The organism is Streptomyces antioxidans (assembly GCF_000968685.2).
GTDB lineage: Bacteria > Actinomycetota > Actinomycetes > Streptomycetales > Streptomycetaceae > Streptomyces > Streptomyces antioxidans.
Genome location: NZ_LAKD02000004.1, coordinates 70008 through 94822, shown reverse-complemented (window position 1 = coordinate 94822; position 24815 = coordinate 70008). Strand labels below are relative to the sequence as shown.

19 protein-coding genes are annotated in these 24815 nt (G+C 71.0%); 12 read left to right on the top strand and 7 right to left on the bottom strand.

The annotated features are described in order from the left end of the window. On the bottom strand, positions 1-1083 hold the full coding sequence (gene proB / locus VT50_RS02930) for a glutamate 5-kinase (protein WP_053048798.1): 1083 nt from the start codon (positions 1081-1083) through the stop codon (positions 1-3). A gap of 330 nt (positions 1084-1413) precedes the next feature. Here proB and VT50_RS02925 point away from each other — a divergent pair, with 330 nt between their 5' ends. From VT50_RS02925 to VT50_RS02900, 6 genes are all read left to right on the top strand, one after another. Beyond that, positions 1414-2700, top strand: a complete 1287-nt coding sequence (locus VT50_RS02925; RefSeq protein WP_240529023.1) for an MFS transporter — start codon at positions 1414-1416, stop codon at positions 2698-2700. Positions 2701-2933: 233 nt separating this feature from the next. Next, positions 2934-3185 (top strand): hypothetical protein, encoded by a 252-nt coding sequence (locus VT50_RS02920; RefSeq protein ID WP_206269327.1) that lies wholly within the window; start codon positions 2934-2936, stop codon positions 3183-3185. Beyond that, complete coding sequence (locus VT50_RS02915; protein ID WP_063893276.1) at positions 3179-6421, top strand: non-ribosomal peptide synthetase; 3243 nt, start codon at positions 3179-3181, stop codon at positions 6419-6421. The genes VT50_RS02920 and VT50_RS02915 overlap by 7 nt, the downstream gene beginning before the upstream one ends. Further along, positions 6418-7194, top strand: coding sequence for an SDR family NAD(P)-dependent oxidoreductase (locus VT50_RS02910; protein ID WP_046089771.1), 777 nt, complete (start codon positions 6418-6420; stop codon positions 7192-7194). The genes VT50_RS02915 and VT50_RS02910 overlap by 4 nt, the downstream gene beginning before the upstream one ends. 85 nt (positions 7195-7279) lie before the next feature. Next, the gene (locus tag VT50_RS02905) at positions 7280-8854 is read left to right on the top strand and encodes an AMP-binding protein (protein ID WP_046089770.1); all 1575 of its coding nucleotides are present in this window, start codon (positions 7280-7282) and stop codon (positions 8852-8854) included. Positions 8855-8915: 61 nt separating this feature from the next. Then, entirely contained in the window at positions 8916-10265 is a 1350-nt protein-coding gene (locus VT50_RS02900) for a condensation domain-containing protein (protein ID WP_075200527.1), read from the top strand. On the opposite strand, the gene VT50_RS02895 is transcribed toward VT50_RS02900, so the two are convergent. From VT50_RS02895 to VT50_RS02870, 6 genes are all read right to left on the bottom strand, one after another. Next, positions 10189-12270, bottom strand: a complete 2082-nt coding sequence (locus VT50_RS02895; RefSeq protein WP_053048796.1) for an AfsR/SARP family transcriptional regulator — start codon at positions 12268-12270, stop codon at positions 10189-10191. The two genes, VT50_RS02900 and VT50_RS02895, sit on opposite strands and share 77 nt — an antisense overlap. 72 nt (positions 12271-12342) lie before the next feature. Then, entirely contained in the window at positions 12343-14187 is a 1845-nt protein-coding gene (gene asnB / locus VT50_RS02890) for an asparagine synthase (glutamine-hydrolyzing) (protein WP_046089769.1), read from the bottom strand. Positions 14188-14242: 55 nt separating this feature from the next. Further along, complete coding sequence (locus tag VT50_RS02885) at positions 14243-14839, bottom strand: pyridoxamine 5'-phosphate oxidase family protein (RefSeq protein WP_078840968.1); 597 nt, start codon at positions 14837-14839, stop codon at positions 14243-14245. Positions 14840-14943: 104 nt separating this feature from the next. Then, the gene (locus VT50_RS02880) at positions 14944-16932 is read right to left on the bottom strand and encodes an FAD-dependent oxidoreductase (RefSeq protein ID WP_053048795.1); all 1989 of its coding nucleotides are present in this window, start codon (positions 16930-16932) and stop codon (positions 14944-14946) included. Positions 16933-16936: 4 nt separating this feature from the next. After that, positions 16937-18526 carry a methionine--tRNA ligase gene (locus VT50_RS02875; RefSeq protein WP_046089767.1) on the bottom strand — a complete coding sequence of 530 codons (1590 nt, stop codon included), beginning with the start codon at positions 18524-18526 and terminating at the stop codon, positions 16937-16939. Continuing rightward, on the bottom strand, positions 18523-18900 hold the full coding sequence (locus VT50_RS02870) for a cupin domain-containing protein (RefSeq protein WP_046089766.1): 378 nt from the start codon (positions 18898-18900) through the stop codon (positions 18523-18525). The genes VT50_RS02875 and VT50_RS02870 overlap by 4 nt, the downstream gene beginning before the upstream one ends. A 323-nt stretch (positions 18901-19223) precedes the next feature. On the opposite strand from VT50_RS02870, the gene VT50_RS02865 reads away from it, so the two are divergent. Genes VT50_RS02865 through VT50_RS02840 form a run of 6 tightly spaced genes read left to right on the top strand, consistent with a single transcriptional unit; the run spans position 19224 to position 24774 of the window. Then, entirely contained in the window at positions 19224-20555 is a 1332-nt protein-coding gene (locus tag VT50_RS02865; protein ID WP_046089765.1) for a lysine N(6)-hydroxylase/L-ornithine N(5)-oxygenase family protein, read from the top strand. Continuing rightward, positions 20548-21630 (top strand): NAD(P)/FAD-dependent oxidoreductase, encoded by a 1083-nt coding sequence (locus VT50_RS02860; protein WP_078840956.1) that lies wholly within the window; start codon positions 20548-20550, stop codon positions 21628-21630. Before VT50_RS02865 ends, VT50_RS02860 begins: the two co-directional genes overlap by 8 nt. A 49-nt stretch (positions 21631-21679) precedes the next feature. Next, a complete protein-coding gene (locus VT50_RS02855; RefSeq protein ID WP_046089763.1) occupies positions 21680-22618 on the top strand; it encodes a dihydrodipicolinate synthase family protein in 939 nt (312 codons plus the stop codon). Next, positions 22615-23004 carry an L-rhamnose mutarotase gene (locus VT50_RS02850; RefSeq protein ID WP_046089762.1) on the top strand — a complete coding sequence of 130 codons (390 nt, stop codon included), beginning with the start codon at positions 22615-22617 and terminating at the stop codon, positions 23002-23004. The genes VT50_RS02855 and VT50_RS02850 overlap by 4 nt, the downstream gene beginning before the upstream one ends. After that, entirely contained in the window at positions 23001-24035 is a 1035-nt protein-coding gene (locus tag VT50_RS02845; RefSeq protein WP_053048793.1) for a beta/alpha barrel domain-containing protein, read from the top strand. The genes VT50_RS02850 and VT50_RS02845 overlap by 4 nt, the downstream gene beginning before the upstream one ends. Further along, complete coding sequence (locus tag VT50_RS02840; RefSeq protein ID WP_046089761.1) at positions 24022-24774, top strand: HAD family hydrolase; 753 nt, start codon at positions 24022-24024, stop codon at positions 24772-24774. Before VT50_RS02845 ends, VT50_RS02840 begins: the two co-directional genes overlap by 14 nt. The last annotated feature ends 41 nt before the right edge of the window (positions 24775-24815 follow it).

Below are 24815 nucleotides of genomic sequence, written 5' to 3'. Positions count from 1 at the left end.
CTAGCCCTCCAAAATCCGTACGTAGTCACAGTGGTTGAACAATGCAGAGGCAGGCCGGCCGCCGGCCCCGGCCTCCGCCGAGCTGAGGCGGACGCTGCCGCGGGCGATCACCCGGGAGTCCGAGCCGACGATGTCCACGACGTCGCCGCTGCCGAACGACCCCTTGATCGCGTCGACGCTGCCGCCGAGCAGGGCTCGGCCCGACTCGATGGCCTGCTGCCCCGTGGCGTCGCAGACCACGGACCCGCTCGGGGGGTTCCGGAACGCACGCCACAGGCGGCCAAGATCGGGTGCGGCGGAGTGGGCGGTGCGCGGCGGGAAGACGGTCCCCGCCACCTCGTCGCCCCGGAAGGCCGCGACCAGGGCGGTGGAGTCCATGGCGTCGGCCACCACGGTGCGGACCCCGGCGTGCGTGGCGATCCAGCAGGCGCTCAGTTTCACGAGCATGCCGCCGGTTCCGCTGTCCCCGGTGGATCCCCCGGCCACCGCCTCGACCTCGGAGATCGGCCCCGTCACCGCGGCGATGCGTACGGCGTCCTCGCCGAGCAGCGGGTTGCCGTCGTAGAGGCCGGCCACGTTGGTGAGCAGCAGAAGCAGCCGCGCTTCGATGAACCCGCTGAGCAGAGCGGCCAGTACGTCGTTGTTGCGCACGCCCAGCGCGTCGTTCTCGTTGACGATGGGCACCATGCCCAGCGACCGCATCAGGTCGAGCGTGCGGCGGACGCCTCCACCGCGTTCCGGCGCGACGAGAGCGCGCGGCGTCAGCAGGATCTGTCCTGTCTCCAGGCCATGTGCGGCAAATCGGGCGTGGAGCGCCGAGTACAGCACTCCCTGGCCGAGCGCCGCAGCGGTCTGTGCGGCCTCCGCCGTGTCCTGTGTCAAAGTGCTGTGCATGGTCCGGCCCAGTGCGATGGCCCCCGAGGTGACGAGCACCGGCGCCAAACCGGCCTCGATTCCCTTCGACACCGTCGCGCAGAGGGCGTCGAGCTTGACGGGGTCCACCTTTCCCCGAGTGATCAGGGATGAAGTTCCGACCTTGATGACGACCCGGTTGCCAGTGCCGTCGTTGATTCCATCCCGCATGGTCTCCTCGCCTGAACCTAGGCAGTCGATATGAGAGATCGGAGGGGCGGTGGCCGCTTCCAGGAAGAGATGGTTGCCGGGGGTGGTGTTCTCTCAATGTGCTGCCGATTCGCCGCCGCTGTCGGGCGCTCCCGCACCCGCGGAACTCAGCGCTTTCCATGACCTCCGCCCTTGCGCGGGCGGCTATTCGGCGCGTTGCGCCATATCGCCAACTGGCTAAACTCGCCCACGGGCTGATGCCTGATCGATCGGGAAGGTCGCTCGTTCGGGACTTATCTGACGTCGTGCTGTGTGCCCCGGCCACGAGGCGGATCGGAATCGGGAGTTCCTGTGGCAGAACCTACGGTGTCCAGCACTTCGTCGCCGGGACTGTCCCCACAGTCGCCCCCGGCGGACGCCAGCACGCGCAACACCTGGGTGCTGGTGTCGTTCACCGCCGTGACCAACCTGACCGACGGCGTGACCAAGGTGGCGCTCCCTCTCATCGCCACGTCACTGACCGACTCACCCGCGCTGGTCTCGGGTGTGCTGCTCACCCTGACCCTGCCGTGGCTGCTGGTCGCGCTGCACGTGGGCGTGCTGGTCGACCGGTCCGATCGCCGCAAGCTGCTGTGGCTGGCCAACGCCATGCGCATGACCGTGGTGCTCGGCCTTTTCACTGCCCTGGTGGCTGACGTGGTCAGCCTTCCCATGCTCTACGGGGGCGGGCTGATCCTCGGTGTCGCGGAGGTGATCGCCCTGACATCCGCCGCGGCGCTGGTCCCGGACGCCGTGGCACCGGCCGGTCGCGAGCGTGCCAACACCTGGGTGACAGCGGCGGAGACGCTGTGCAACGAGTTCGCCGGGCCGTTCGTGGGCGGCATCCTCGTCGCCGGGAGCGCTTCGATCGCGCTCGGCGCGACCATCGGCGGATATGCGTTGGCCATCCTCGTCCTTCCCTTCCTGGTGGGCCGGTTCCGGGTCCCGCGCCGCTCCGGCCAGCCGGAGTTGACCGTCAATCAGCAGATTGGCGAAGGTCTGCGGTTCCTGTGGAACCAGCGGCTGTTGCGGATGCTCTCGCTGACGGTCACCGGGCTCATCACCTGCTGGGCCGCCTGGTTCGCCCTCATGCCGCTGATCACGACGAAGGAGCTGGGCCTGAGCGCGGACCGTTACGGCATGCTCGTGGGGGCGCTGGGCGTCGGCGGTGTCGTGGGCACGATGAGCGTCGGCCTCGCCAACCGGCTCCTCGGCCGGCGGTGGGTCATGTTCGGAAACGTCTTCTTCTCCGCTTCCATGGTCGCTGTCCCGGCGTTGACCAGCAACGTCTGGGTCATCGGTGCGGCCGCGTTCCTCGGCGGCATGGGAGGCACCCTGTGGGTGGTCAACTCCCGCAGCATCAGTCAGACACTGGTGGGTGCCGAGTTGATGGGCCGCTACAGCGCCGCCGCCCGACTCTTCTCCTGGGGCTCCATCCCGGTCGGTGCCGCGGTGTCGGGGGCGCTCGCCCAGTGGCTGGGGTACCGGGTGACGTTCGGTCTCTTCGCCGTGGCCACGGCGGTGGTCATCGTTCCCTTCCTGCGGGTCTTCACACCGAAGGCACTCATCGAAGTCGAAGCGCGGATCGCTGCCCGCTGACGGTCGGGAGGAGGCCGGCTCTTTCGGCAAGCGACTCGGTACGTGACGGTCGACGCACGTCACAGGGGCGGCGCATCGACAGCACATCGAGAGAACAACTCGGCTCGGAAGAATCGCCGTGCAGGCGTCGTAAGCGCCCGGCGGGGCCACTTCGCGGGCCGCGCCCGCCGTTATCCGATGCACGAGCGGACCCACGCTCGGCGTACGAGCCATCGGCATGAGGTGGAGACAACGTGCTGATCACACCGACAGACCTTGATTCGAGGATCGCGCAATACGCCACGGCGGAGTTCGTCGACTCCACATTGATCCAGGAGGCCGGTCTGGAGTCACTGTCGCTCCTGCGCCTTGCTGTCGAGGTCGCCGACGAGGACGCGGAGATCGATGCCGTGGGCCTGGTCGACGTACGGACGGTCGGGGACCTCAAGGTCTGGCTCATCAGCCTGTTCCCGAAGGACGCGGATGAGACCGGTGCCGCATGCTGAAGAACACCACGGCCCCTGGCGCGGCGGACCCGACCCTTCTGCCGCTGACCAATGCCCAGAAGGGGCTGCTCGTCGTCGACAGTAGGGTGCCGACCCGCGAGATCTACAACCAGATCATGCAGTTCGACCTCGATCCGCGGCTGTCGGACGATGCCGTGGACCATGCCCTCGCGGTACTGGTCACGGTTCAGCCGGCGCTGCGCCAGGTCTTCGGCCACCTGCCGAGGATGCATTCCCGATTCACCCCTCCGCCGGAGACGGGACACGTGCCGGTCGAGCGGGTGGACGTACCGCCGGAGGAGTACGCCGCCGCTGCCGAGGCATTGGCGAGGCGGCTCGGGCAGCGCCCGTTCGACCTCGCGACAGGGCCGGCCTATCGATTCGGATACGTACGCGCCACTGACGGTTCCGCGGCCGCCATTCTGCTGTGCGGCCATCACCTCATCGGGGACGGGGTCTCGACGGGGCCGATCATCCGTGACCTGGAATCCGCGCTGACCTCGAAGCTCACCACGGAGGACATCGAAACGCTGCGCGAGGCACGCGAATCGGCCTTCCTCAGGGAACTCGAGGCGCAGAACCGGGCCTCCGGCTCGCCGGAGACCGCCGAGCACGTCAAGATATGGGCCGAGCGGTTGCGTAATGTACCGCCTCTTGTGCTGAACCCCCGGCCGGGGCGGCCCGAGGAGACGGACTTCTCCGGTGCACGCCTTTCGTGGCTGCTCGGTGAGCGAGAAGCGAGCGACTTCCAGGAGACCTGCAAGCGGCTCTCCGTCACGCCCTTCGTCCTGCTGAGCGCCGTCTACGGGGCCGTACTCGCCCGGCACGGCGGTGTGTCCACGGTCCTGATCGGCAGTCCCCTGTCGGCCAGGCGCACCGTCCGCTCGTACGACCTCTGCGGCTTCTTCGTCAACACTCTGCCGGTCACGGTCGACGTGGACTGGTCGCGCACGGTGGACGAGCACATCGCCGGGACCGTCCGGGAGGCCGTCGACTACTGCCGCGGCAGGGTCTCCGTCACGCTCGACCAGCTCGTGGCGGGTGTCGGGCAGGACCGCACCAGCAACCGCAACCCCTTGTTCTCCTGCATGCTCGCGATGCAGGACACCTTCGACGGGAAATCAACCGGCGCCGTCGTCGGGGTGCGGGAACCCGGCAACGGAACGGCGAAGTTCGACCTGTGGCTCGGTGCCACGAAGGTGGAGAGCCGCTGGTTGCTGGAGCTCGAGTACGACCGGCATCTGATATCGGAGGCCGTCGCGGACGCGCTGCTCGCGTCGCTGCGCACGGCACTGCGTCGCACGCTCGCAGACGGCACCCGTCCGCTGGCCGATCTGTTCACCGACTGGATCACCGATGGCGACCTTCCGGGCACGGCGGTCGAGCCGGCGGATGCGGGCCGTCCGGCACCGGTTCCGGCAGGCGGTCTCGCGGAGTGGATCGAGCAGGCCGCTCGCCGTACGCCCGACGCGATCGCCGTCGAGGAGCCTCTGCGGAACCTGACGTACGGCGAACTCCTGGCCGCCGCCGGGCGAACCGCCGACGGACTGGCCCGGCAGGGCGTCACACCGGGGCAGGTCGTCGGCCTGTCCCTGGACGGGCTGTGCGACACCGTGATCGTGATGCTCGCGATCCTGCGCCGCGGCGCCACCTATCTGCCGCTGGACACGAGTCTGCCGTGGGAACGCCTCGCTCATATGGTGGACCAGGCAGGTTGTCGCCTGATCGTCGGCCGCGGCCTCGGCCTCCCCGGGACGCGCACCACCGGCCTGGCCGAACTCTCCGTCCCCGGCGCCGGGCCCCGTGCCGTGGGCGGCTCCGCCGACTCGGCGGTGTACCTGATGTTCACCTCGGGATCGAGTGGCGTCCCCAAGGGGGTGGTGATGGGCCACCGGCCCCTGCTGAACCTGGCGGCGTGGCAGATCTCCGCCATGGAGCACGACGCGGCGACGCGTTTCCTCCAGTACGCGCCCCTCGGCTTCGACGTCTCTTTCCAGGAGATCATTCCGACACTCGTCTCGGGCGGCACCGTCGTCTCCCGCGAGCCGGCCGACCGGCGGGACTTCCCGGCGCTGATCCGGCGCATCGAGGAGACACGGGTCAGCCACGTCTTCCTGCCGGTGGCGGCCCTCCGCCCGTTCGTCCAGGCCGCACGGCGCGCCTCGGCCCGCTTTCCCGGCCTGCGGCGCGTCTGCGTCTCCGGTGAGCAGCTCCTCGTCGACGACGAGATCCGTCGGTTCTTCGCCGACCACCCGGAATGTGTGCTCGTCAACCTCTACGGTCCCACCGAGACCAACGCCGCCACGGTGCACGAGATGCGGGGCGACGACGCGCGGTGGCCCGCCCACGCACCGATCGGCCGCCCGTTGCCGGGTGTCGCGGCGTACGTGGTCGACGGGACGGGCCATCTCGCACCCGTCGGCGTACCCGGCGAGCTCCACCTCGGCGGCGTCAGCCCCGCGGACGGCTATCTCGACGCGGAACGGACCGCGGCCGGCTTCCTGCCCGACCGGTTCTCCGGCGACAGCGCCTCGCGCATGTACCGCACAGGTGACCAGGTGGTGCGGGACGCCGACGGGACACTGATCTTCCTCGGCCGACGGGACGGCCAGACGAAGATCCGTGGTTACCGGGTGGAGCTCGGCGAAATCGAGGCGATCGCCAACACCGCGGCCGGAGTCAGGCAGTCCGTGGCGGTGGCGAGGGGGCTCGGGGCCGACCGCGAACTGGTCCTCTTCCTCGCCGCGGAGCCGGGCGCCGACCCTGATCACACGGAGCTCCAGGCCCGGATCTCCGCGGCACTGCCGTCGTACATGTCGCCGTCCTGGATCTTCGACACCGACGGGATACCGACGTCGCGCACCGGCAAGACCGACCGGGAAGCCCTGACCGCCCTGGCGGACCGGCTCATCACCGAGCGGAAGACGAACGCGGCCACGACCGCGGTCGAATACGCCTCCGATCTGGAGCGGGGACTGGCCGCCATCTGGTCGTCGATCCTGGGGACCGACAGCATCGCCCGCGACCGGTCCCTGATCGATTACGGAGCCCACTCCCTGAACATCTTCACGGCCTTCGCCGAGATCGAGGAGGAGTACGGCACGAGGGTCCCGGTGCCCGAGTTCTTCCGGTCGCCCACCATCGCGACGCTCGCCGAACTCGTACGGGCGAGCCTGGCCGAAGACGCCCGAAACGCCAGAGATGCCGACGACGCCGAAGGCGAGGCCCGGGCATGACGGCCGCGGCTGTTGCCGGGACGACAGCGGGTCGGCCTCCGGCAGCCGTCGTCAGCGGCGGAACCCGCGGTATCGGCCTCGCCTTCAGCCGCCGTCTGGTGAAGCTGGGTTTCCGGGTGAAAGCGCTGTACCGGTCCGACGAGGACGGTGCGCGCGGTGCGGTGCGGGAGTTGGGCCCCAGGCTGAACACCGTACGGGTGGACCTGTCCGACGGAGCCTCGGTGGCCGAAGCGGCGGAGGCCATTGTGGCGGAGTGCGGGCCGCCGGTGGTCCTGGTCAACAACGCCGGGATGAACGTCGACCGGCCGTTCCTGGAGATGAGCCACGACGACTGGCGGCGGGTCATCGACACCAACCTCTCCGGTGTCTTCTATCTGACCCGCGCGCTCGCCCCGGCGATGGTGGCCTCCGACACCGACGCGACGATCGTCAACGTCGGCGCCACCACGGGCATCCGCCCCCGCCGCAACGGCGCCAACTACTGTGCGAGCAAGGCGGGTCTGCTGCATCTGACCAAGTGCCTCGCGCTCGAACTGGCCCCCCGCGTCCGGGTCAACTGCCTGATCCCCGGCAACACCGAGACCGACGAACTGGTCGAGCGGTTCAACCTGAACGATCCGGACGCCCGGCGCCGAATGCTCGACGAGATACCGCAGCGGCGGATCGCCGACCCGGAGGAGATCGCGGACGCCCTCGAATTCCTCGTCGGCCCGAACAGCGCGTATATGACGGGACAGAAGCTCGTCGTGGACGGCGGACAGTTCATGTGGTGACGGGCGCACGGCGGCACGTCCGGGCGCGAGCAGTACCCCACTCCTTGGACCTCTCGATCAGCGTCTCCTCCGGAAGGGAAGCACCATGACGACCCGCACCCTCTACGACTGGTTCCGGGCCTCCGCCGAGGCGAGTCCGGAGGACCCGGCCCTTGAGGTGCTCGACGTCACCCTCACCTACGCGGAACTGCGGGCCGCCGCCGAGTGGATGTCGGCCCGCATGGTCGAAGCGATGGGTGGCCGGCCGGATCGAGTGGGCCTGCTCACCTCACGCACCGCGGTCAGCTATGTCGCCTATCTGGCGGTGCAGCGGCTCGGTGCCACCGCGGTGCCGCTGAATCCCGCCGCCCCGGCGTCGCGCAATGTCGACATCACCAAGGAGGGCGGACTCGATCTCACGGTGTTCGACGACACCGCGGGTGACGGCGCGGCGGAGTACCGGCGCGACGCCGGAGTACGGCTGCTCGACATGACGGGCGAGAAGTGGCGCCCCCTGCTCGCCCCCGACCCCTCGGACGACATCCCGAACCAGGTCCACCAGCCCGAGACCGGCACGGCGTACATCATCTTCACCAGCGGAACCACCGGCAGGCCCAAGGGCGTGCCCACCACGTACGCCAGCGTGAACGCGTTCCTCACGGAGGTCATTCCGCGCTATGGACTCGGCCCCGGCTGCCGGGTTTCGCAGAACTTCGAGATGTCCTTCGACGGCTCGGTGTCCGAGATGTTCAGCACCTGGGGATCCGGCTCGACCCTCTGCGTGGCGCAGCACGGTGATGTGTTCACCCCGGTGCGGATCGTCAACACCAGGCGGCTCACCCACTGGATGTCGGTGCCGTCCGTCATCTCCTTCGCCAAGCGCCTGCGGGCACTGGCCCCCGGGAGCATGCCCACGCTGCGGCGCGGCCTGTTCGGCGGGGAGAGGCTCGGCGTAGACCAGGCCGAGGCTTGGTGCGCCGCGGCGCCGAACGCGGTCATGACCAACTGCTACGGCCCGACAGAGACCACGATCGTCATCACCGGGTACGAGGTTCCAGAGGAGCGGGCCGACTGGCCGGAGACCACCAACCGGTCCATCCCCATCGGCCTCCCGCACCCGCGTATGGACTGGCTCCTGCTGGACGAGGACCTGCGGCCCGCCGACGACGGTGAGCTGTGTGTGCGTGGCCCGCAGCGCTTCCCCGGCTATCTGGACCCCGGGGAGAACGCCGGGCGGTTCGTCCTCATGCAATCGGGCTCGGACGCCGACTCGGACCGCGGCCGCATCCACGACGGCCGGGAGCCGGTCACGCCGGAACACTACTACCGCACCGGCGACCGGTGCCGGCTCGAGGGCGGCGAACTGGTCCACCTCGGACGCGTCGACGGACAGGTCAAGATCCGCGGCAACCGGATCGAACTCGGTGAGATCGAGTCGGCGCTGCGGTGTCACCTCTCGATCGAGGAGGCCATAGTCCTCGTCGTCCCCGCCGCTGATGGCGAGAACGAACTGCGCGCCGTGTACACCGGCAAGGAGGTCCCGGCGGACGAATTCACGAAGCTGGTCTCCGCCCTGCCCCGCTATATGCATCCGCGCGGCTACCACCACCGCGAGTCGCTCCCGCTGACCACCGTCGGGAAGGTGGACCGCAAGCGGCTGACCGACGAGTTCGCGGACTGACGAGGGTTCAGTGTCCGACCCGACCAGTTGTACAAGTCACCGAGTGACCGAGGAGACGAGTGTGAGCGCCAGACCTCTGGTCATCCCGGCGACGGCCCAACAGGCCGCCCGCTGGCATGCGTTGCGGAGCGCAAGGGACCGTTCCGTGTACCACATCACCTGGCGACTGGGGTGCGCCGGACGCGTCGATTTCGACGCCCTCGCCGCCGCCTGGCAGGCGGTGACGGACCGCCACGACAGCCTGCGTGCCCGGTTCGTGGCGCACGACGGCGAGTTGGACATGGTCATCCATCCGGCTGTGGACGTCACCGCGCGGCTGATCGAACCGGACGTACCGGACGTCGGCCAGGCCGCTCAGGAGTTCCTGCGCCTCGCCGTGGAACTCCACACACAGGAGTTCCACCTGGACGCGGGCCCCTTGGCCCGGCTGGCCCTGGTCAGGATCGGGGCACGGGAAGAACTGATCCTGACGGTCCACCACATCACTGTGGACGGCTGGGGGACGACCGTTCTGCTCAACGACCTCTCCACCGCGTACGCGAGCCTGGTCCGAGGCGAGAAGCCGGTCTTCATCAGCGACGCCATCACTTTCCACGGCTACGCCGAGAAGCTGCGCTCGGAGGAAGAACGGGGCCGATGGCGACGGAGCCTCGACCATTGGCGTACGGCACTGGACGGGGCCGTCCTCACCACGGTGGCCCACGATCGCGAGCCCCGTCGGCCCACGGCGGTCGGCGATCCCGGCAGGACCGTGCGATACCGGTTCACCGCGCAGGCCGACTCGGGACGTGCGGCACTGGCCCGGGAACTCGGTGCCACTCCGTTCTCCGTGATGCTGGCCGCCTGGCAGATCGTTCTGGCGCGCGGCGGGGAACGCGAGCTGACCGTCGGGGTCATCACCGTGAACCGGAGTACCCGCAGCGAGCAGGCACTGGTCGGATTCGTCAGCAACTCCTGCCTGGTCCGCGCTACGGTCGACGATCAGGCATCGGTCCGTGAGGTGGCCACGGCGGCACGGGACGCGACCTGGAACCTGCTGGCCCACCAGGGCGTGCCCTTCCCGGTCGTGCACGCGGCCCTCCCGGAGGAGACCCGGTCACGCCTGACCAACATCAAGCTGACCCTCAACTACCTCGGGCCGATCGGCCGGGACCTGACGCTGGGCGACATCGGCCTGACCATGCTCCAGGGTCCGAACCGCGCCGCCCGGGCCGACATGGCCGTCGCCTACTGGGACGGCGACGACGGGACTCTCGCCGAGATCGAGTACAACACCGAGGTCTACGAGGAGGAGACCGTGGTGCGGATGATGCGCGACATGGATGACGTCCTGGTCATGGCCGCGGCGGACGTGGACCGCCCGGTGGGCGGAGTCCGGGTGCTGACCCGGTCCGCTCCCGCCGCACGGTAGATCCGCTCGCGCCCAACACGCAACGCATTCTGTCAAGAGATTCGATCAAGATCCCGGTCCTGTCGGACGTGACCAGGGCGTTGAGGGTTTCCCGCTCTCGGCGGTACCACGCTCCAAGAGTCGGCCTCGGCTGTTCCCGCGCGGCGACGGCGTAGTGGTCGACAACGCGTTGTACGGCCTCGGTGGCCTCGTGATCCGAACCTGTGATCTCTCGCGCCAGGGCCCGGACACTCTGCGGAACGCGGTAGCGGTCGATCGCGAGCGACTCGATGAGGCCGGCATCGACAAGTCGTTCGGCGATCTTGTGCGCCTCACCCTCCGTCGTACTGAGAAGCACGGCCAGCGCCTCGACGGTGACCATGGTCAGATCCAGGAAGCCCAGTCTCCGCAGTGCCGTCACCGCTGTCACCGCCGTCCCGCCCGACTCATCGGACAGAAGGGGGAGGCTCGCCAGCAGTGAGTCGCGCAGGCTGACGTTGCCGCCCGCCAGGAAGTCGAGCCGCTGGTGCGGCTCGGCCACATACCGCGCGAAGTCCGCGACCGACCAGTCGGGCCGTGTCGCGAGCCGGTCGGCGGCGAGGCGGAGCGCGAAGGGCAGGTAATCGCAGGACCTGGCGAGTTCGGAAGCGGGGGCGGGTTCCGCGTCGATGCGCGCTACGCCAACGCTTCGCCGGAGCAGGTCGATCGAGGCGGACACGGTCAGCCGTCCCGGACGCAGATGCATGAGGCCGTCCACGCCTCCTATGGGCGAGCGGCTCGTGATGAGAAGCGAGCAGCCAGGCGGCGCGGAGCGGAATCCCTGGATCTGGTCGGAGTCGCGGACGTTGTCGAGCACGATCAAAGCCCTGCCCCCGGCCGGACCGGCCCACGTATGCGGCGCCGCCGCGCCACCACCGCCCCGCTCCGTTCCGAGCGAACGCAGCACAAGCCGCATCGCCTGGTCGGGCCGCAGGGCAAAGTCGCCTGTCGTACCCCGCATGTCCACATAGACCTGCCCGCCGGGGAAGTCACCGGCCGCGGCATGCGCGGCCGCGATCGCCAAGGCGCTCTTGCCCGATCCCGCCAGCCCGTGGATCGCGACCGCCGGGCGCCCTTCCGCCAAGTACTCGGCGACCGTGGTCAGTTCGGACGTCCGGCCGACGAACAGCGAGGGTTGGTGCGGGAGCGGACACGGTGCCGCCTCCGATGCCACAGCACGCTCCCTGGGACCGGACGCCGTCGCGCCATGCGGGGCGCCCCGGTCGTTCAGACGCGGATCCTCTTCCAGGATGCGCTGCTGAAGCTCGCGCAGCGGCCGGCTCGGATCGATCCCCAGCTCGTCGGCCAGCAGGTGGTGGAGGTCCCGGTACGCCCCCAGCGCCTCGGCCTGTTGCCCGGTCCCGTACAGCGCCATCATCAGGTGCTCGTGGAGCCGTTCGCGCAACGGATGCTGGGCGACCAGGAGTTTGAGTTCGGGCAGTACGTCCTCGTGTTGCCCCAAGGCGATCCGCACGCCGAAGTTCGCCTCCATCACCGCCAGCCGGGACTCCTCCAGACGCGCGGACTCGGCCATGATCGAAGAGGTGAGAGCGACGTCGGCGAGGGGCGAGCCCCGCCAGAGTTCCAGCGCGGCGCTGAAGGACTCCATGGCCTCGACCAGATTCCCCGAGGCGCGCTGCGTGCGGCCGGAGGCGACGAGTGACTCGTACTCGTGGAGGTCGAGGCTCCCGGGAGACACGGCCAGTTGGTACCCGGCGGGCCGGGTGAGAAGGGTCTGCCCGGCGGGGTCGCCGATGGCGGCGCGCAGCCGCCACACACAGCCGGCCAGCAAGCGGCCCACGTGGCTGGAGGGTCCGTCGCTCCACAGCTCCGAGTGCAGCTGCTGTGCGGGAACCAGATGGTTCGCGTTGAGGAGCAGCAGTGCCATGAGCGCGCGTTGCTTGGCGGCCTTGATGGGGACCCAGTTGTCGCCGTCGTGGTACTCGACGGGTCCCAGAATGCGGAACTTGATCGATGGTTGACTCATCGTTCGCCTCCCTGTCTCGGATCTCGCCGGCCCGGACGGCGACGATCGGTGTGTCGGGCCGATCGCGTGGGCTCAGTCCGACAGGACCAGCCGGGGGGCGTGGATCTCCAGCCAGGTCGCCAAGTCGAGCCAGCGCTCCAGGCCGGTGCGGGTCGCGCCGTCGACCTCCTCGGCGGTCCGGGCCACCGTCTGCTGCACCCACGCCTGATCGGTGAGCGTGTGCACGGCGTGGCCCCGGTCGGCGAGCACCTCCTTGGCGTGCTGCTGGAGCGCGGCCGTGTAGAACGGGTCGCGGGTGGACGGGTAGGGGGCCTTGCGGCGCTCCACCACCGACCGCGGCAGCAGATCGGCGGAGGCCGCCCGCAGCAGGCTCTTCTCACGGCCGTCGAAGGTCTTCATCGACCACGGCGTGTTGAAGACGTACTCGACCAGCCGGTGGTCGCAGAACGGCACCCGGACCTCCAGGCCCACGGCCATGCTGAGCCGGTCCTTGCGGTCCAGCAGGATGCGCAGGTACCGGGTCAGATGCAGGTAGCACACCAGCCGCATCCGCGCCTCGAACGCGTCCTCGCCGGCCAGCCGGGGGGCTTCCGCGACCGCCTCCGCGTACCGCCGGCGGATGTAGCCGGGCAGGTCGAGGGCGGCCAGCAGGCCCTTGTCGTACACCCCGGTGCCGGTGTGCGGGCTCGTCACATGGGTGTGTTCGACCCAGGGGAAGGTGTCGGCCCGCTGGGCCTCGGGCTGGTGCAGCCACTTGTAGCCGCCGAACACCTCGTCGGCGGACTCTCCGGACAGGGCGACGGTGGAACGTTCCCGGAGCGCCTTGAACAGCAGGTAGAGGGAGTTGTCGGCGTCGCCGAACCCCGTCGGCAGGTCCTTCGCGGCCACCACGGCCCGCCGTACGGCCGGATCGGCCATGCTCTGGGCGTCGAACACGAGGTTCTCGTGCGCGGTGCCGCAGTGCGCGGCGGTCTCCTTGGCGAACGGGGCGTCGGCGTCCGCCCGGAAGGGGTCGGCGGTGAAGTTCTCCTCGTGCCGGGCGAAGTCGACGGAGAAGCTGCGGATCTGCTCGCTGTCGCCGAGTTCCCGCTGGGCGAGCGCGGTGATGGCGCTGGAGTCGAGGCCGCCGGAGAGCAGGGTACAGCGTGGCACGTCGGTGACCAGCTGGCGGCGCACGATGTCGGTGAGCAGCTCGCGCACCCGGGCGACCGAGGCGGCCCTGTCGTCGGTGTGCTCGGTGGCCTCCAGCCTCCAGTAGGTGTGGGTGCGTTCGCCGCCGCGGTCGACGGTGACCAGGGTGCCCGGCCGGACCTCCCGCATGCCGCGCCACACGGCGTGCCCGGGGGTACGGATCCAGGCGAACGCCTCCCGCAGCCCGTCGAGGTCGACGGCCTTCTCCGCGCAGGGGTTCGCGAGGATGGCCTTGGGCTCGGAGCCGAAGAGCACTCCGTCCTGGGTCGGGTAGTAGTACAGCGGTTTGACGCCGAGGCGGTCCCGGACGAGCAGCAGCCGCTCGGTGCGGCCGTCCCAGACGACGAAGGCGTACATGCCGTTCAGCCGCTCGGCCAGCGCCTCGCCCCACTCCAGGTAGGCGTGCAGCACGACCTCGGTGTCACTGCGGGTGCGGAAGGTGTGGCCGCGGTGGCGCAGTTCGTCGCGCAGCTCGACGAAGTTGTAGATCTCGCCCGTGTAGGCGAGGGCCACCTCGCCGCCGCCGGTGTCGTAGGACATCGGCTGGCGGCCGCCCTCGATGTCGATGACGGCGAGCCGGCGGTGGCCGAGTGCCACGTGCGGCCGGGTCCACAGGCCGGAGTCGTCCGGGCCGCGGCAGGCCATGGTCGCGGTCATGGCGGAGACCGTCTTCCGCTCCCTTCGCAGGTCCCGTCCGTAGGAGACCCAACCGCTCAGACCGCACATGGCATTCGCCTTTCGGTGTGACGTCGTCTTATGTCTCGGGCCCCGGGAGGGGGCGTCAGCCGAGGTGGTGGGGGAGCGGGACGTCCGGTGCGAGCGCGGGGTCGGGCACCGGGGCGCCGCGTACGAGGCGCACGGGCACGACGCCCGCCCACAGGCCGAGCGCGGCGTCGGGGCTGTCGCCGTCGTCCGGCGGTCCGGTGCGCAGCTTGACCGACGCCTCTTCCAGGCTCAGGGCCAGCAGCGTCGTCGCGGCCAGTTCCTTGCGGCTGGGGCGGCGGGCGTAGTCCCACTGGCCGGGCTGGGCCTGCTCGGTGATCAGGCGCAGCCCGGCCAGGGTCTCCTCCGGGTCGGTGACCGGGCGCGGGACGCCGTAGATCATGGCGCTGCGGTAGTTGATGCTGTGCTCGAAGAGCGAGCGGGCCAGCACGACCCCGTCGACGTGGGTGACGGTCACGCAGACGGTCTGGCCCGGGGCCGAGGTCAGGCTGCGCGCGGCGACGGAGCCGTGGAAGTAGAGGGTGTCCTCGGCGGCGCCGTACACGGTGGGTACGACCACGGGGGCGCCGTCGACGACGACACCGAGGTGGCAGACGAACCCGGCGGCGAGGACGGCGTCCAGGTCTGCGCGGGCGGTGCGGCCCTTCTCCTTCATACGGCGCAGACGCGTCCGGTCCGTGACCGGGAGTTCGGTGCCGAGGGGCTGGTGCGGGGAATTGCTCAAGGCGTCACCTTCGCTGTGTGCCGGGGGCGGAGCGGTCACGGTGTGGCGCCCTGCCACCGCAGCAGACACCGCACGGCGGCCGCCGCCTCTTCGGCGGCGCCTGGCGCCGTCTTGAAACCGGCTCCGGACCAGCACGCGGCCACCACGACCGGGGGCTTACCGGGAAGAAGGCCCAGGAACGGCCCGTCAGGATGGTACAGGTCGGCCCCGAACCGCCCGCCCAGGTACGGCGCTCGGGAGACCCAGGGCCAGCGGTGGACGACCCCGGCGCGGATATGGGCGACCTGCTCGTCGGTGAGGGCGTCGCCGGCGCCGGCCGACACGTCCCACTCCTCGACCGGTCGGCCCGTCAGCTGACCGCCGGCGAACGGCTCGCCCAGCTGCGGGCGGCCCCAGATGCCGCAGGTCAGGTCGCTGACCGCGGGCAGTGGCCGGCCGGGTCCGCGGAAGAAGGCGTACCGGATGCGTTTGGTGCGGGGGGCCGGGCCGCCGGGGCGGGGCGGCAGCCGGTCGCCGAGCAGCGCCGGGGTCCCGCCGCCCGCCGCCACCACGGCACAGCTGGCGGTCAGCTCGCCCGCCGGGGTGCACACGCGCACCCCGCGCCGGTGCGGCTCCAGGGCGTGCACCGGCCCCGGGGGCAGCAGGACGGCCCCGTGCCGCAGGGCCCGGGCGAGATACAGCGCGGCGGTGCCGACCGGGTCGGCGTAGCCGCCGCCCGGCTCCCACACCGCGGCGGCCACGCCGTCCGCCGCCAAGTCGGGCCAGCGCACGATCAGTTCGCGGGGCGTGAGCAGGTCCGCCTTGATCCCGGCCGCGGACAACTCGCCGATGCCGCGTTCGGCCTCGGCGACGTCGTCGGGGCCCAGCAGCACCACCGAGCCGGTACGACGGAACCCGGCCGACCGGGGCGGGGAGGCGGCGCCCCACAGCAACTGGTGGCTGCGCACGGCCAGGGCGCGTACGACGGGCTCCGGTTCGTACGCCCGGACCAGGCCCCCGGAGGCGCGGGTGGCCGACCCGGCGCCGGGACCGAGGTCGGCGACCGCCACGCTGAGGCCCGCCGAGGCCAGTTCCGCCGCGGTGGCGGCGCCCACCGCACCGGCGCCGACGACCACGACGTCGTACCCGGTGACCGGGGCTCCGGTCGGGCGTGGTGCTGCCGGGGCCGAGAGCAGGGCGACCGGGACGACCTCCCAGCCGGCGTCGTCGTCCGCGTCGACGGGGTCGCCGTCCGCGTCGAAGGAGAGGCGGGCGGCCGCGCGGACGGCCGCGAGGAGCCGGTCACCCGTGGCGGCCGGGTTCGAGCGCAGGGCCCGTACGAGCGCCGCGAAGGCCGCCTCGACCTGGAGGTGCGGGCCGCCGCGCAGCCGTACCACCCGGGCGGAAGACACCGGGTCGCCGAGCAGATCGGCGAATTCCGCCACGGCGCAGTCGTCGGTGAAGAACAGCGGTCCGTCGTGCCCGTCCGCGCGCAGGCGCCGGGCCGTGTCCGCCGCGCCGTGGTGGGTGCCGCAGACGACGAGAGCCTGGCCCGTCGCGGCCGGGTCCGGGGACAGGGCGGCGAACCGTTCGGCGAGCCGGCGCCCGTAGGGGCTGCCGTCGTCGACGGCGGCCACGGTGCCGATGCCGAGGTCCTGGGCGGCCCGGCGGATCGCCGCGGGCTGACCCAGGTCGTGCGGGCACCAGCGCAGCGCTCCGCCGCCGCCGGAGGCGAGCAGGTCCGGGTCGGTGGCCAGCGGCAGCAGCACCGGGAGACCGGCCCGCCGGTAGTGCGGCAGGGCCCGTGCCGCGCCCAGGCTGTTGAAGTGCCCGATGACGGCTCGCACGACGGGCTCCGCCGTCAGGGCACGCGCGACGCCTTCGGCCGCGTCGGCGTCGCCCCGGTCGTCGTGGAACTCCCAGACGACGCCCGGATCGCCGTGGTCGGCGGCGGCCCGCGTGAGCAGCTCGCCCCAGGCCGCCCGCGGACCGCTGAAGGGTCCGACGACGGCCACGCGGACCTCGGTGTCATCCTGTCGTGCCATGACCTCAGTCACCGAAGACCGGGCGGTCGGGCACGGTCAGCGGCCGGCCCGCCGGGGGCGGGGTCAGCGCGGCCGCGTCGACCGCGCGGTCCGTGTCCTCGCCCAGCAGCGCGGCGAGCCGTGCCGCGCCGGCTGGCATGACGGGCGCGGCCCACGCCGACAGGGCACCGGCGACGGCCAGTTGGGCGGTCAGGGCGGCACGGTGCGCGGAGGGCGACCGGTCCCGCTCGTGCTCGTGGACGTACCAGAAGTCGTTCGCGCCGGCGACGATCTCGTCGAGGAGGGCGATGACACGGCGTGTGTCGAAGCCCTCGACGCCGTATGCCTCGCGCAGCTCCGCCACGGTGCGCTCCAGCCAGGCCCGCAGCCGCTGCCAGGCGGGTCCCTCGGGCCTCTCCTCGGGGACCCGGCCGTCGCTGTGGCGGGCGACCGCCGCGAAGAGCCGCTCCAGCCAGCCGTTCCACTGGGCGGTCAGCAGCGCCTGGGTGCGTTCCAGGTCCGCGCGGGTGAAGCTGGTCTGGCGGCCGTTGGGCCGGTCGGCCAGCACATGGTGGCGCAGGACGTCGGAGCCGGCCTCGGCGAGCGCCTCGTGGACCCAGATGGCGTGCCGTCGGCTGGTCGAGAACTTCGCCCCGTCCAGCTGGTAGAACTCGTTGACCACGAACGTCCGCGCCAGGGCGGCCCCGGGGTGCAGGGCGGCGTACAGGGCGGGGAACAGCACCGCGTGGAAGTAGCCGTTGTCGAAGCCGAAGAACTGCACGGGGGCGGGCCAGTCGCCCTTCTCCCGCTCCTGTTCGGGCAGCTCCCACAGATAGCCGGGCGCCATCTCGAACCACACATAGGCCCGCTGGTCCTCGAAGCCGGGCACGGTCACCGGCACGCCCCACTCGCCGGGGTGGCTCACCGCGATCTCCGGCAGCCCGTGGGCAAGCATCCGGTCGCACAGGGCCCGCAGATGCGGCGGCATGTCGACCTCTGCCCAGAACGCCTCCAGCCGGTCGGCGAGCGGTGCCAGCGGGAAGTACAGCCGGGCGGCGTCGCGGATCTCGGCCGGGGTGTCGCAGATGGTGCAGCGCGGCTCGCCCAGATCGGCGCAGTCGTTGGGCCGGCCGCACGGCTCGCAGGCGTTGCCGTTGGACGAGGAGCCGCAGTGTGGGCACTTGCCCGTCAGGTACGCCTCGTACAGCCAGCGCTCGCACGGGGCGCAGTACGGCAGCGGCCGGGTACGGGCGACGACGTGCCCGGCGTCGTGGAGGCGGCGCAGGAAGTCCTGGACGTAGGCGAGGTAGCCGTCCTCCTCGCGCGGACGCACCACGCGGTCGAAACCGACCTCGGCCCGCTGCCAGACCCGGGCGATGGACGCGCCGTAGCTGTCGGCGACCTCCTCGCCGGTGCGCCCGCCGTCCTTCAGCCCGCGCACCGGGACATAGCTCTGGTGGTCGTCCAAGCCGGTGGTGTAGCGGACCTCGGTCCCGTCGGCGGCGAGGAATCGGCGCAGTACGTCGCCGGCGACGTAGGGTCCGGCGATGTGACCGATGTGAAGGTCGCCGTTGGGGGTGGGCGGGGTGGCGGTGATCCAGACCGGAGTGCTCACGCGGTCCCCTCCGCACCCTCGGTCCGCTTCGGCTCGTGCAGCGGCCAGTAGACCGAGAGCCAGGTCAGGGTCCCGGACCCCGGATTGTGCACGACGTGCTCCTGGTTGCGGGGCAGGACGACCACGTCTCCGGTGGTGAACCCGGCCTTTTCGCCGGCGAGGTCGAGGCTGCCGGAACCGGAGAGGATCACCATGACCTCGTCCTGGTCGTGGCAGTCGGGGTCCGAGGAGGCGCCGGCCGGTAAGAAGCAGGCCATGCCGCCGAAAGGCGGTTCCTCCCGGCCCTCCTGTGCTTGCCAGGGAATGATCCGCTGGCACGCCATGCCGAACTCGCTGACAGCGGCGCCTTCATGTATCCGAAATTTGGTGATCATGCATTATCCATATCCCGTAAAGGAGCGCTCAGCTGGTGGGGCAGGGGCAATTGCATGCCTTTTTCCGTCCCGGTCGACTGTGCGTGCCGACCTTGGCGTTGAGCCAGCGGAGTCGGGTGACCTTACAGGAAGGTGTCACCGGCCAAAGGGTGTAATAGGTGGCTATATTGCACAATTTGGCGGGGTGGAGCACGTGCTGGATGGCAGCTCGCTGCCACGCTCCGCTACCTGTCGGCTACTCGGCCGGAATCCGGGATAGCTTTCTGACCGCCTCGGGCAATGGCATATCGAACCAACGGTCCGACGGAAAGGGAAATGTCCTGATGGGGAATCCGCACGACAATTTCTCGCCGGTTCACGACGTTGTGGGAATCGGTTTCGGGCCGGCCAATCTGGCCTTGGCCATCGCCCTTGAGGAACACAATGAGAGCGCTCGACGCGACCAGGCGGTCACCGCACTCTTCCTGGAGCGGCAGCCCAGCTTCGGCTGGCACCGGGGGATGCTCATCGACGGCGCCACCATGCAGGTGTCGTTCCTGAAGGATCTGGCCACCCTGCGCAACCCGACCAGCCGCTTCGGGTTCGTCCCGTACCTGCACGCACGCGGCAGGCTGGTGGACTTCATCAACCACAAGATCCTTTACCCCACTCGCGAGGAGTTCCACGACTACCTCGAGTGGGCGGCGGCCGGGGTCGACCACCTGGTCTCCTACTCCAGCGAGGTGACCGAGGTCCGCGCGGCCGGCGACCTGCTCGAAGTGGTCGTCCCCGGCCCCGGCGGCAGCACCGTGCACCGTGCGCGCAATGTGGTCGTCGCCTGTGGCCTACAGCCCCGGATGCCCGACGGGGTGAAGGCCGGCGCGAACGTCTGGCACAGCAGCGAGCTGCTGACCCGGCTCGCCGGGCGGACCGCGGACGTCCGCCGGTTCGTGGTGGTCGGCGCCGGACAGAGCGCCGCCGAGGCGGCCGAGTACCTGCACCGCGCCTATCCGCAGGCCGACGTGGAGGCGGTCTTCGCCCGCTACGGCTACAGCCCGGCCGACGACAGCCCGTACGCCAACCGGGTCTTCGACCCCGAGGCCGTCGACGTCTACTACGACGCCGACGAGGCCGCCAAGAACCGGCTGATGGCCTACCACCGCAACACCAACTACGCGGTCGTGGACCTCGATCTGATCGAGGAGCTGTACCGGCGCGCGTACCAGGAGAAGGTGCGCGGCCGCTCCCGGCTGCACATACAGGGCGTCAGCGAGGTCACCGACATACGGGACGAGGGCTCCGGCGTCACGGTCCGCGTACGCTCGCAGGCCACCGGCACGGAGCAGGAGGTCGCCGCCGACGCGGCCGTCTTCGCCACCGGCTACGACGAGCAGGACCCGCTGCCGCTGCTCGGCTCCCTGGCCCCGTACTGCGCCCGGGACGCCGCAGGACGGCTGCGCGTCGGCCGCGACTACCGGCTGACCGTGGACGGCCTGGAGAACGCCGGGATCTACGTCCAGGGCGGCACCGAGCACACGCACGGCATCACGTCCTCGCTGCTGTCGATGGTCGCGGTCCGCTCCGGCGAGATCCTCCGCTCGGTGCTGGAGCACCGGGAGGCGGCGATGCACGGCGACGACGAACCGCTCGCCCTGGAAGGTGCGGTGCATGACTGACCCTGTCCACCGGACGGATGTGGCCGTGGTCGGCGCCGGAGTGGTCGGTACGGCCGTCTTCCACGAACTGGCCTCCCGCGGCGCCCGCGTGACCCTGGTCGAGCGGGACCGTGCCGGGCTGGGCACGACGGCCTGGAGCGGCGCTATCGTCCGCTGCCACCACGACGATCCGGTCCTCTCCGACCGGGCGGCGGCCGGCTGGCGGTACTTCCGGGACTTCGCCGAACACACCGGGGAACCGGCGGCCTTCCACACCAGCGGGTTCCTGTATCTGCCGGCCCCGGACCGTGCGGCGGGCGCACGCGCGGAGGTGGCCCGGCTCGGTGCTCAGCTGCCCGTGACCTGGCTGGAGGCCGAGGAGGTGACCAAGCATTTCGGCCACCTGCTGGCCGGGCCGGCCGGCCGCGGGGCGGTGTGGGAGCCGGAGTCCGGCTGGCTGGACCCGGCCGAGGTGACCCACGGCTTCCTGCGCGCCGGCCGGCGCCGGGGCGGCACGGTCCTCGAAGGGGTCGCCGTGCACAGCCTCATGCGCGCGGGCGACGGCCGGATCACCGGGGTGCGTACGAGCGCGGGAGCGATCCGTGCCGACCGGGTGGTCCTGGCCACCGGCGCCGCCACCGCGCACCTGCTGACCTCCTGGGGACTGGCACACGACCTGTGGGCCCAGGCCGTCCAGGTCGAGCTGTTCCAGCCCGAGGTGCCGGTGTCCGGCCAACCCGCCTACACCGACGACGAGTTCGACATCAACGGCCGACCCGACCCGGACTCCGGCGGGGTCTACGTCGGGCACCCCACGTACCACCGGCTGCCCTCGCCGCCCGGCCGGGAGCAGATGGACGCGGCCCAGTCCCGGCTGGCCGCCGCGGCGGGCGCCCGGCGCTGGGCATGGCTGCCCGGCAGCCGCCACCTCGGCGGGCTGCGCGCCGCGGAGTGCTGGGCCCCGGGCGGCCGCACCCGTGTCACGGCGCATCCGGACGCCCCCGCGCTGCTGCTGGCCACCGGCTTCAACGGGGGCGGATTCAAGATGGCGCCCTGGGCGGCCGCCGAGATCGCAAGGCTGGCCGGTCTGGCATGACCGGCCGGACGGGGCCGCGGAGGCGGCGCGACATGAACGGAGAGAACCCATGAGTCTGCAACGGCCCGACGGGACCAGCGAGATCAAGGGGGTTCTGCCGGTCGTCATCATGCCGTTCACCGACGACGGCGCCCTCGACGAGGAGGACTTCCTCGCCCAGACGGAGCACATGTTCGACGTCGGCTGCGACGGGTTCGTGGTCGGCCAGGTCTCCGAAGTGCTGCGGCTGACACACACCGAGCGGCTGCGCGTGGCCGAGCTGAGCGCGAAGGCCGCCGTCGGACGCGGTGTGTCCGTGATGAGCACCGGTGCCGAGACACCCGAGGCCGCCATCGAGTACAGCCGGCACGCCGAGTCCGTCGGGGTGGACGCCCTGCTCGTCATGCACCCGGCCACGATCCCGCTGGACGAGAACGGGATGGTGGAGTACTTCACCCGGGTCGTGGAGTCGGTCCGGATCCCCGTGATCATCCATCACGCCAAGAGCCTGGCCAAGCAGCCCCTGACCATCGCCGCCCAGGTCCGGATGCTGGAGCGGTACGGCCCCGACCGGGTGCTGTTCAAGCCCGAGGCCCAGCCCTCGCCGCCCAGGGTCAGCGAGCTGCGCGACGCCAGCGGCGGACGGGCCCGCATCTTCGAGGGCGACGGCGGCATGATGCTCCTCGACTGTCACCGCCGCGGCCTGGCCGGAACGATCCCCGCCACCGAGATCGCCGAGATCGTGGTGACCCTGTGGCGGCTGCTGGAGGCCGGTGAGCGGGAGAAGGCCGAACGGATCGGCTACCCGCTGTCGTACCTCATGTGCCACATGATGAACAGCACCGACTACTACCTGTCGATCGCCAAGCGCTTCCTGAAAGAACGTGGCCTGATCAAGACCACCCATGTCCGCGGTCCGAGCCGCCACGTCCTCGACGACGAGTCCTGGACCGAGGTCCACCGCACGTACCGGCACCTGCTCATCCTTGCGAAGGAGCTCGCTCGATGAAGAACCACGCCTTCACCATCCGCCTCCGGGACGAGGCCGCCGCCGAGAAGTACATCGAGCTCCACCGGGAGGTGTGGCCCGAGGTCGTCGGACCGGGCGGCGCCCTGGAGACCATCGGCGTCCGCAAGCTACAGATCTTCTACATCGACCCGCTCACGCTCTTCATGTACGTCGAGGCCGAGGACCACTTCGAGCCCGTGCACGACTTCCTGCGCGCCAACGACCTGCACCCCAGGGTCCAGGAGTGGGACGACATGATGCACGACGGCGAGGGCAGCCTCCTGGTCCGGCACCCGGGCAACGACGGCCGCCTCAACTGGGCGCCGATGCGCCGCGTCCACCACGTCGACTTCACCAACACCCTTCCGGACCTGGAGGACAAGTGAGCGCGGTGGCCCGTCAGGACGTCACCGTCCTGGACTGCACGCTGCGGGACGGCGGTTACTACACGAACTGGGAGTTCGAGGACACCCTCGTCGAGGAGTACCTCACGGCATGCGTGGCGACCGGCGTGGACGTGGTCGAACTCGGCTACACCCAGTTCACCCCGGGCGACCGCGGCCCGTACGGCAGGTTCCCGTCGGGTGTCACGCTCGCGCTGCGCGACGCCCTGCCCGACGGCCACCGGCTGCGCTTCGCCGTCATGGTGGACGCGCCCGCGCTGGCCGAGGTCCCGGCGGCCGAGGCCGGTCCGCGGCTGCGCAGGCTGCTGGCCGACGGGCCGCTGCCGGTCGACCTGGTCCGCGTGGCCGTCCACCACAGCGGGGCGGCCGGTGTCGCCGAAGCCGTCGACTCCCTGCGCGAGGCCGGCTTCGGGGTCTGCCTGAACCTGATGCAGGTGGACCTGGCGACCCCCGCCGAAGTGGCCGGTCTGGTCCGTCTGGTGGCCGGCCTGGGGCCGCTGGAGTCGCTGTACGTCGCCGACTCCCTGGGCTCCCTGCACGCCCCCCGGATCGCCGAACTGGTCGAGGAGTTCAGGGCCGGCCAGGCCGCCCCCGTGGGCCTGCACGGCCACGACAACCAGGGCTTCGCGCTGCACAACACCCTTGCCGCCGCCCAGGCGGGCGCCACCTGGCTGGACGCCACCGTCCTCGGCATGGGCCGGGGCGCCGGCAACACCAGGACCGAACAGCTCCTGGCGGCGCTCGGCACGGACCAGCGGGCGCTCCAGCCGATGCTGGACCTGGTGGCCCGCCGCTTCGAACCGCTCATGCACAAGTACCGCTGGGGCGCCAGCGCCCTCTACGCCATCGCGGGCATGCGCCGGATCCACCCGACCTACGTCCAGCGTCTGGAGGAGGGCCTGGAGCGGGACGTCGACGTCAAACTGCGCGCCCTGGACTTCCTCGCCAGGAACCGCAAGACGTCGTTCTCCGCGGCGTCGCTGGAGGGCGCACTCCGCCATGCCGCTGTCTGACCGCGCCGGCGAGCGCCTCGATCGGACGCTGGCCACCCACCGCCTTGTCGTCTTCGACCTCGACGGTGTGCTCGTGGACTCCAATGAGCTGAAGGTGGAGTGCGTGCGCGAGGCGCTGGCGGAGTTCGGACCGGAACTCGTGGACCCCTGCGTCCACGAGTTCCGCCGGACCTTCGGCCGCTCCCGCCGTGAGCACTTCCTCGCCTTCCACCAGGACCACCTGGGCGGAGAACAGGCCACGGGGGAGGGATTCGAGACGTTCTACCAGCGCTGCGCGGGGCGTTATGCCGAGCTGCTCGCCGAGCGCTACCCCAAGGCGCCGCTGTGTCCGGGCGCCGACCGGCTGGTCCGCGGCCTGTCCGAGCACGGCCTGCCGCTGTACGTGGCCACCGGCACCCTGACCGCCGAGGCGGAACGGGTCCTGGACGGACACGGGCTGGCCGGTGAGTTCCGGGCCGTCCTCGGCGGCGAGGAACCCAAGGCGCGGCGGTTGTCCACGGCGCTCGCCGCCGTGGGCGCCGACCCTGGCGAGGCGGTCCTGCTCGGCGACTCGCGGCAGGACCTCCTCGCCGCCCAGGCGGTCGGCATGGGCTTCGTGCTCGTCACCGGGCACGGATTCTTCCCGCCCGCCCAGGTGCTCGACGGGGCGGACCGCCAGAGCTCCCTCGTCGCGGCCGGATTGGACCCCGGCGGCTTGCTGATCGGCACCGGAGCGTACGAGGGTCCTCCGGGGCACTGACCTGAGCCCCGCACACCCTGAGACCGCGAACACGGGAAACC